Source organism: Amycolatopsis echigonensis, assembly GCF_014174495.1.
GTDB classification, from domain to species: Bacteria; Actinomycetota; Actinomycetes; order Mycobacteriales; family Pseudonocardiaceae; genus Amycolatopsis; species Amycolatopsis echigonensis.
In genome coordinates, this window is the sequence record NZ_JACJHR010000169.1 from 1 (window position 1) to 7563 (window position 7563).

Genomic DNA, 7563 nt, shown 5'->3' on the forward strand with positions numbered 1-7563 from the left:
CTCGCGACGGACGTGCTGGCGTCGGCGATCGGGTCCACGCACGGGCCGAGCGATTCGCTCCAGCGGGCGTGCGCGGTGCCGTTGAGCAGCCCGACGTTCAGCAGCGGGTTCGACGGCGCGTTGAGACCGCCGCTGATCTCCTTCGGGTTGTCCGGCAGCGCGGTCTGCACGAGGCTGCCCGGCGTCTGCGGAGCCTGGCCCCCGGCGGCCAGCCCGAACGGCGACGACTGCGCGATCGCCTTCTCGTAGGACAGGTAGGCCTCCGAGTTCGCCGACGCGCTGGACAGGCCCATGCCCGCCTCGAGCGCGGACTGCTTCGGCAGCGTCTGCCCGAAGCCCGGGAGGATCGTGCTCGTGGTGACCGAGTTCGGCAGCAGCCGCAGGACGCCGAGCGCCGTCCCCGCGTCGCCGACCGCGTGCCCGAGCGGCTGCGGCCCGATGGGAGCCGACGCGGGCGGCTGGGAGGGGTTGCTCGGCTGCGGGATCGGCGTCGTCGGAATCTCCTGCGCACCGGCCGGCGCGGCCAGGAGCAGCAGCAACGCGGCAGTTGCGGGTACCGCAAGCGCACGGGGCAGTCTTCGCTGCATGTGCCGGGTCCTCCAGTGGATCGCCGGGTCGGGGAGTGAGACCGAAGTCATAGGAGCCTAACGACGCGGCCCCCGCAAGGTGACGCACCATGCCTCCGCTACACTGTTGACCGTCGCACAGCGGCGTGCCGCCTTAGCTCAGTCGGCCAGAGCGATTCACTCGTAATGAATAGGTCGGGGGTTCGATTCCCCCAGGCGGCTCCGCAGATCAGGCCCCATCCGAAGCAGTTCGGATGGGGCCTGAGTCGTTTCGCGGGCGAGTGCTCGGCTTCCCCAGATTCACCCGTTAGGGGAACGGCCCTGAGCGGTGCCCGCCGGTGCCGGGTTACCCGGCCGGATGTCCTTCCGGGGCAGCCGATTTCGGGATCGGCTCGCCGGTGCCGGTGGTCAGCAAGGTTCCCAGGCTTTGGACGCAGCTGGTCCAGCCTCGGGAGCAGTCCTGGTAGCAGGCCCGGTCCGGGGTGAGGCCGTGATGGGTGAAGCGCAGCCTCGTGCCGTCCGCGTCCGGGGTGATGTCGAAGGTCATCCGGGTGTCGTTCCACTCGTCGTGCTGGTCGATGAAGGCGAGGTACGCGTCTTCGACGTGCCAGGCGACCCGGCGGCCGGGCACGAGTTCGGTGACCCGGATCCGGCTCGTCGGAATGCTCTTGTCGATGAACGAGAACGCGTCGCCGGCCGCCTTCGCGACGCCGGTGATCGACTCGCTGAACCAGGCTCGGACGTCGGTGATCGCGGCGAAAACCTCCTCCGGCGTGCGGTCGACGGTCAGTTCGGCGGTGAAGGAGTTCATGAGGTTTCCTCTCGACTTAATGCAACTGAACGGTTGCGACATTATGGCAACCAGGTGGTTGCGTCAATAGGGTGTGGTTGCCTAGGCTCGGCCCGGAAGGAGCACGGCATGGGGTTTCCCGACCGCATCGAGCGGACGGTCGAGCTGGCACAGCCGCCCGCGGCGGTGTGGACGGCGCTGACCACGGCGGACGGCCTGCGCGCCTGGTTCGGCGACCAGGCCGAGCTCGACCTGCGCCCGGGCGGCCTCGGGCGGGTCGCGTGGACTGGCGAACGCAGTGCCGAGATCCGGGTCGAGCGCGTCGAGGAGCCGGCGGTGTTCGGCTTCACCTGGCAGGTCGACGGGATGCCGGAGGACGATCCGAGGCGGACGTACGTCGAGTTCACCCTGCAGGCGCGTGCGGGCGGAACCCGGCTCACCGTGGTCGAATCCGGGTTCGCGCAGCTGCCGGACAGCCAGTACCCGGCGACGTACGGTTCGCACCTCGAAGGCTGGGCGCGCGAGTTGGACGAACTGGCGGCCAGTCTCGATGCCGCCTGATCCCGAAGCGGTCGCCGAGCAGGTTTTCGCCGCGCTCGCCGACCCGACCCGGCGCGCGATCCTCGCCGAGCTGGCCGCGCGCGGTCCGGCGACGGCGACGGATCTGGCCGGCCGGCTTCCGATCACGCGGCAGGCGATCGCCAAGCACCTCGGTCTGCTCTCCGACGCTGGACTGGTCGCCGGGGAACCCGGGGAGCGCCGCCGCGTGCGGTACCGGCTGGACTCCGCACCGATGCGAGTAGCGCAGCAGTTCCTCGCCGCGCTCGCCCGCGACTGGGACAGTCCGCTCGCCGCCCTGCAGGCTCATCTCAACCGCGAAGAATGACTCGCGATTTCACTCATGTGAGGGACGGAGTCGGCCGGCTGGCCAGCAGGATGGGCCGGAAGAACGAGGGCGGGGCACGCCAGCCTCAGTTGACTGGAAGCCATGAACAACGTGCGGAACAAGGTGCTCCTGACCGCGACCGGGATCGCGGCTTTGGCCGCGGTCGCGTCGTGCGGCCTCGGAGCCTCGGTCGAGGAGAAGTCGAACGGCCACGTGAAGGCGGTTTCCTACGACACCGGAAAGCAGGGCAAGGCCAACCCGGACGCCCGGCTTCCGTCGTGGGTGCCTGACGACGCGAAGTCGGTCACCGAGCTGATCCGCACCACCGGTTCGGAGCGGATCCTGCGCTACCAACCAGGTCTGTCGGGCCTGCCTGAACTGTGCAAGCCGGGAAAGGCCGAGGCGAAGGCTCCGACGCTCACCGCGGACTGGTGGCCGGCCGGCGAGCACAAGCGGATGGACAAGGACTGCGGCGGCTGGCACGTCGCGGTCGAGGCTGACGGAGTGTTCGCGTATCAGGCCGAAACGGTGGCCAACGCGGACAAATGACAGTGGCCGCCCCGAAAACCGGGGCGGCCACTGTCTGTCCTGTGTGGTCAGTGCGCGGGCGGCGTCAGCTTCAGCACCGTCGCGGTGGCTTGCCCGCGCGGGGTGCGGTAGCTGATTTCCTCGCCGGCCTTCGCATTGGCCAGGGCGAGGCCGAGCGGGCTGTCGGAGGTGATCGCGTCGGCGTCCTCGCCGGGAAGGGTCACCACGGTGAACTCCTCCTCGTCACCGTCGGAAAACCGCAGCGAAACCCGCGTGCCGTCGGGAAGCAGCGAGCTGTCGTACGCGCCGTGCTCCAGCTTCGCGGTGACGTCGGCGATCTGCCGGTCCAGCCGCGCCGCTGCCTCGGCGCGGTCGATCACGTCCGCCTGGTCGGCGGCGTCCCCCGTGCGTTCCTGCTCGCCGGGCTGCGGCGAGAGCGCGTCCCGTTGTGCGCGCAGGTCCGCGATTTCCTTCTCCAGCTGACGGCGTGCCGCCTCGCTGAGCCCCTTGTCCCCTGAGATCACCATGCCGGGCATTGTCCGCTGCACGGACCGGGGTGGCCAATCCGGTTTTTCACCCGCGGGAAGACGTTGGGACGACTGGCCTAGGATTCAGGGCTGCCGTCCTGACAAACGTAACGAGGATCACCGTGACCGCCGTGCCCGGCCGCAGCGCGCAGCTGTCGCCCAACCAGTTGCAAAAGCAGGAACTGATCGTCGAAGCGGCTCGCAAGGTCTTGGCCCGCGAGGGGCTCGCCGGCTGCACGGTACGCGCGATCGCCGAGGCCGGTCCGCTCACCAAGAGCGCGATCCACTACTACTTCGCCGACATCGACGTGCTCATCGACCGGGCCATGGCAGCGCACATCAACGCATTCGCGGCGGGACTGCGCAAGGTCGCAGACAAGCACTCAGACCCGCGCAAACGGCTTTTCGCGGTGACCGAGGCCTACCTCGCCGAGTTCGCCGACCATCCGCGCGGCGCGTTCCTCTGGTTCGAATACTGGATCGCGGCCGGGCGCGCGCAGCATCCGCAGGCGATCGACGCCATGCTCACCTCGATCACCGAGCTGCTCGTCGAACTGCTCGCCCCGCTCAATGTCGACGATCCGCGCGCCCGCGCCCGCTCGCTGCTGAGCTATCTGCTCGGCGCGGTGGTGCAGCAACGCGTCCGGCCGCGCTCGTCCGCGAGCCTCCGCGGCGACATCGAGGCGCTCTGCTTCGCCGGTTACCGCTGACGCCGCTTAGGCTCCCGGCATGCCTTTGTTCTCCTTGGACGGCGTCAGCCCGAAGGTTCACCCGGACGCCTGGATCGCCCCCACCGCCACCCTGATCGGCAACGTGACCGTCGAGAAGGACGCTTCGGTCTGGTACGGCGCGGTGATCCGCGCGGACTTCGGCCCGATCGTCATCCGCGAGGGCGCGAACATCCAGGACAACTCGGTGATCCACTCCGGACCCGAGATGACCGAGGTCGGCCGCAACGTGACCGTCGGGCACCAGTGCCTCGTGCACGACTGCACGGTCGGCGAACAGGCGTTGATCGGCAACGGTTCCACGGTGCTCGACCGCGCGGTGATCGGACCGCGCGCGTTCGTCGCGGCGGGGTCGACGGTCACGCCGGGCACCGAGGTTCCGGCGGAAATGATCGCGATGGGCAGCCCGGCGAAGAAGTTCGTGGAACTCACCGATTCCGCGCGAGTGTGGGTCGAGCACAACGCGGCGGTCTACCAGGAACTCGCACGGCGCCACCGCGGCGGACTCGAGCAGGTCTGAGCCCGTTCCCGCTGTCCGGACGCCCCTGGCGGGGTGCACTAAACTGCTTCCCGCAGCAGCGACTGGCGCATTCAAAAAAGGTGGAGCACCACCGGGGAGCGACGACGAGGCCGGCACCGCGCGCCTGGGTGAAGGCCACTGCAGAGCCGGAGCACGCCATGACACACCAGCCCGCCCTGTCCGCACTGTCCGCGGCGGACCCGCAGATCGCCGGTCTGGTCGAGGACGAGGCGAAACGCCAGCACGACAAGATCCGCCTGATCGCGTCCGAGAACTACGTGTCGCAGGCGGTGCTCGAAGCCACCGGCAGCGTGCTCACCAACAAGTACTCCGAGGGCTACGCCGGCAAGCGCTACTACGAGGGCCAGCAGTTCATCGACCAGGTCGAGCAGGTGGCGATCGAGCGCGCGAAGGCCGTGTTCGGCACCGACCACGCGAACGTCCAGCCGTACTCCGGCTCCCCGGCCAACCTCGCGGTGTACCTGGCGTTCGCCAAACCGGGCGACACCGTGCTCGGCATGGCGCTGCCCGACGGCGGCCACCTCACGCACGGCTGGAGCGTGTCCGCGACCGGCAAGTGGTTCACGCCGGTCCGCTACGGCGTACGGAAGGAAACCGGCCGCGTCGACCTCGACCAGGTCCGCGACCTCGCCCGCCAGCACCGGCCGAAGCTGATCTTCGCGGGCGGCACGGCCATCCCGCGCACCATCGACTTCCCGGCGTTCGCGGAGATCGCCCGCGAGGTCGACGCCGTGCTGGTCGCCGACATCGCGCACATCGCCGGCCTGATCGCGGGCGGCGCGCACCCGTCTCCGGTCGGCCACGCGCAGGTCATCACCACGACGACGCACAAGACCCTTCGCGGTCCGCGCGGCGCGATGATCCTGTCGGACGCCGAGCACGCCAAGGCGGTCGACAAGGCGGTGTTCCCGGGGCTGCAGGGCGGTCCGCACAACCACACGACGGCCGCCATCGCGGTCGCGCTGGGGGAGGCGCAGCAGCCGTCGTTCTCCGAGTACGCGCACACGATCGTCGCGAACGCCAAGGCGCTGGCCGAAGCGCTGGTCGAACGCGGGTACGACCTGGTCTCCGGCGGCACGGACAATCACCTGCTGCTGATCGACCTGACCAACAAGGCAGTGCCCGGCAAGCCCGCCGCGCAGGCGCTGGACCGCGCGGGCATCGAGCTGAACTACAACACCGTTCCGTTCGACCCGCGCAAGCCGTTCGACCCGTCCGGCATCCGGCTGGGCACGTCGGCGATCACCACGCGCGGGCTCAAGCCCGAGCACCAGGTGCAGGTCGCGGACTGGATCGACCGGACCGTGACCGCCGCGGCGGCGCAGCAGGACGGCGCGCTGGACACGATCGCCGCGGAGATCCGCGAGTTCCTGCACCCGTTCCCGATCCCGGGGTACAGCGAGTGACGTCGTGAGTGGCGATCGCGGTTCTAACCGTGATCGCCACTCACGAGCTTTTGATTGAGCCGCGCGGCCTGGCGGGTCAAGTGCTCCTTCTCCGCGAGGTTCGGCGCTTTCTCCGCCGCTTCGCGGTACAGCCGGGCCGCCGTGACGAGGTCGCCGTCGCGCTCGTGCAGGTAGGCCGCCACGGCCCGGTGCCGCGGCAGTTTTTCGTCCAGTTCCGACAGCGCCTTCAGCCCTGCCCGAGGTCCGTCCGCCTCGCCGACCGCGACCGCCCGGTTGAGCCGGACGATCGGGCTGTCGGTCAGCGCGAGAAGCTCGTCGTACCACTCCACGATCTGTACCCAGTCGGTTTCCTCCGCGGCGAGGGCGTCGGCGTGCAGCGCGGCGATCGCGGCCTGGGCCTGGTACTCGCCCAGCTGGTCGCGGGCCAGCGCCGCCTGCAGGATGTCGACGCCCTCGGCGATCAGCCGGGTGTCCCATAGGCTGCGGTCCTGTTCGGCGAGCGGCACGAGGCTGCCGTCCGGCGTCGTCCGCGCCGCCCGGCGGGCGTGGTGCAACAGCATCAACGCGAGCAGACCGGCCACTTCCGGATGGTCGAAACCCGCCGCGAGCTGCCGGGTCAGCCGGATGGCCTCGGCGGCGAGGTCGAGTTCGCCGGAGTAGCCCTCGTTGAACACCAGGTACAGCACGCGCAGGACGGTCGCGACGTCTCCGGGCGCGTCGAACCGGACGTCGGACACGGTTTTCTTCGCCCGGCTGATCCGTTGCGCCATCGTCGCTTCCGGCACCAGATACGCCTGCGCGATCTGCTTCGTGGTCAGCCCGCCGACCGCGCGCAGCGTGAGCGCGACGGCCGACGACGGCGTCAAAGACGGGTGCGCGCACAGGAAGTACAGCTGGAGCGAATCGTCCACTGCGGACGCCGGACCGGGCGGTGGCTCGGCGTCCACGGCCACTTCCCGGCCCCGGCGAGCGGATTCCGACCGCGTGGCGTCGAGGAACCGACGCCACGCGGCGGAGATGAGCCACGCCTTCGGGTCGCGCGGCGGATCGTCCCGCCACGCGTCGAGCGCACGGATCAGTGCTTCCTGGACGGCATCCTCGGCCGACGCGAAGTCCGCTCCGCGCCGGACGAGGATGCCGATCACCGCGGGCACGAGTTCCCGCAGCAACTCCTCGTTCATTCGGTCACCGTGGGCTTGACGCCGTAGCACGGGCGCAGCTCGAGCCATTCGTGGATCGGCTTGCCGCCCGCGCCGGGCGCCGCGGAAAGCTCAGCGGCCAGTTCGAGCGCGCGCTCGTAGCTGTCGACGTCGATGAGCATCCAGCCCGCGATGACGTCCTTGGTCTCGGCGAACGGACCGTCGGTGACCGGCGGGCGGCCCTCCCCGTCGTAGCGGACCCACGTCCCTTCCGAGGACAGCGCCTGCTCGCTGACGAACTCGCCGGTCTCCTCGAGCCGCTTCGCGAAGTCGCGCATGTACTGGATGTGGGCGGTGACCTCCTCGGGCGTCCACTGGTCCATGGGCACGTCGTTCACCGAAGCCGGCGCGCCGCGGTAGTGCTTGAGCAGCAGGTACTTGGCCATCGTGGT

At 69.8% G+C, this 7563-nt stretch carries 10 protein-coding genes, 1 tRNA gene, 1 pseudogene and 1 riboswitch; of the genes and pseudogenes, 7 read left to right on the forward strand and 5 right to left on the reverse strand.

What is annotated here, in order from left to right; genetic code table 11:
• Positions 1-587 (reverse strand): annotated as a pseudogene (locus H5411_RS45450) (hypothetical protein); the annotation flags it as partial.
• Positions 588-714: 127 nt separating this feature from the next.
• On the opposite strand from H5411_RS45450, the gene H5411_RS45455 reads away from it, so the two are divergent.
• Positions 715-788 (forward strand) — tRNA-Thr (locus H5411_RS45455).
• A 124-nt stretch (positions 789-912) separates the two neighbouring features.
• On the opposite strand, the gene H5411_RS45460 is transcribed toward H5411_RS45455, so the two are convergent.
• Entirely contained in the window at positions 913-1377 is a 465-nt protein-coding gene (locus H5411_RS45460; RefSeq protein ID WP_183127905.1) for an SRPBCC family protein, read from the reverse strand.
• A gap of 108 nt (positions 1378-1485) precedes the next feature.
• On the opposite strand from H5411_RS45460, the gene H5411_RS45465 reads away from it, so the two are divergent.
• The 3 genes from H5411_RS45465 to H5411_RS45475 all read left to right on the forward strand — a co-directional run bounded on the left by H5411_RS45465 (position 1486) and on the right by H5411_RS45475 (position 2791).
• The gene (locus H5411_RS45465; protein ID WP_101437139.1) at positions 1486-1917 is read left to right on the forward strand and encodes an SRPBCC domain-containing protein; all 432 of its coding nucleotides are present in this window, start codon (positions 1486-1488) and stop codon (positions 1915-1917) included.
• The gene (locus tag H5411_RS45470) at positions 1907-2242 is read left to right on the forward strand and encodes an ArsR/SmtB family transcription factor (protein WP_183127906.1); all 336 of its coding nucleotides are present in this window, start codon (positions 1907-1909) and stop codon (positions 2240-2242) included. Before H5411_RS45465 ends, H5411_RS45470 begins: the two co-directional genes overlap by 11 nt.
• Before the next feature lie 102 nt (positions 2243-2344).
• Entirely contained in the window at positions 2345-2791 is a 447-nt protein-coding gene (locus tag H5411_RS45475; RefSeq protein WP_183127907.1) for a hypothetical protein, read from the forward strand.
• 47 nt (positions 2792-2838) lie between these two features.
• On the opposite strand, the gene H5411_RS45480 is transcribed toward H5411_RS45475, so the two are convergent.
• A complete protein-coding gene (locus H5411_RS45480) occupies positions 2839-3297 on the reverse strand; it encodes a GreA/GreB family elongation factor (RefSeq protein ID WP_101440980.1) in 459 nt (152 codons plus the stop codon).
• 122 nt (positions 3298-3419) lie between these two features.
• On the opposite strand from H5411_RS45480, the gene H5411_RS45485 reads away from it, so the two are divergent.
• From H5411_RS45485 to H5411_RS45495, 3 genes are all read left to right on the forward strand, one after another.
• Entirely contained in the window at positions 3420-4007 is a 588-nt protein-coding gene (locus tag H5411_RS45485) for a TetR/AcrR family transcriptional regulator (RefSeq protein ID WP_183127908.1), read from the forward strand.
• Between the two features lie 19 nt (positions 4008-4026).
• Entirely contained in the window at positions 4027-4545 is a 519-nt protein-coding gene (locus tag H5411_RS45490) for a gamma carbonic anhydrase family protein (protein ID WP_101437143.1), read from the forward strand.
• Between the two features lie 48 nt (positions 4546-4593).
• Positions 4594-4682: riboswitch (ZMP/ZTP riboswitch) on the forward strand.
• 21 nt (positions 4683-4703) lie between these two features.
• A complete protein-coding gene (locus H5411_RS45495) occupies positions 4704-5972 on the forward strand; it encodes a serine hydroxymethyltransferase (protein WP_101437144.1) in 1269 nt (422 codons plus the stop codon).
• Positions 5973-5995: 23 nt separating this feature from the next.
• On the opposite strand, the gene H5411_RS45500 is transcribed toward H5411_RS45495, so the two are convergent.
• Together H5411_RS45500 and H5411_RS45505 are read right to left on the reverse strand one after the other, a co-directional pair.
• Entirely contained in the window at positions 5996-7153 is a 1158-nt protein-coding gene (locus H5411_RS45500) for an RNA polymerase sigma factor (protein WP_101437145.1), read from the reverse strand.
• Positions 7150-7557, reverse strand: a complete 408-nt coding sequence (locus H5411_RS45505) for a YciI family protein (RefSeq protein ID WP_101437146.1) — start codon at positions 7555-7557, stop codon at positions 7150-7152. The genes H5411_RS45500 and H5411_RS45505 overlap by 4 nt, the downstream gene beginning before the upstream one ends.
• Positions 7558-7563 lie beyond the last annotated feature (6 nt).

Bases quoted from the DNA above. Each gene is read 5' to 3' on its own strand.
- H5411_RS45495 (WP_101437144.1), top strand. From the start codon at position 4,704: ATGACACACCAGCCCGCCCTGTCCGCACTGTCCGCGGCGGACCCGCAG.
- H5411_RS45490 (WP_101437143.1), top strand. From the start codon at position 4,027: ATGCCTTTGTTCTCCTTGGACGGCGTCAGCCCGAAGGTTCACCCGGAC.
- H5411_RS45470 (WP_183127906.1), top strand. From the start codon at position 1,907: ATGCCGCCTGATCCCGAAGCGGTCGCCGAGCAGGTTTTCGCCGCGCTC.
- H5411_RS45475 (WP_183127907.1), top strand. From the start codon at position 2,345: ATGAACAACGTGCGGAACAAGGTGCTCCTGACCGCGACCGGGATCGCG.
- H5411_RS45465 (WP_101437139.1), top strand. From the start codon at position 1,486: ATGGGGTTTCCCGACCGCATCGAGCGGACGGTCGAGCTGGCACAGCCG.
- H5411_RS45480 (WP_101440980.1), bottom strand. From the start codon at position 3,297: ATGGTGATCTCAGGGGACAAGGGGCTCAGCGAGGCGGCACGCCGTCAG.
- H5411_RS45460 (WP_183127905.1), bottom strand. From the start codon at position 1,377: ATGAACTCCTTCACCGCCGAACTGACCGTCGACCGCACGCCGGAGGAG.
- H5411_RS45500 (WP_101437145.1), bottom strand. From the start codon at position 7,153: ATGAACGAGGAGTTGCTGCGGGAACTCGTGCCCGCGGTGATCGGCATC.
- H5411_RS45505 (WP_101437146.1), bottom strand. From the start codon at position 7,557: ATGGCCAAGTACCTGCTGCTCAAGCACTACCGCGGCGCGCCGGCTTCG.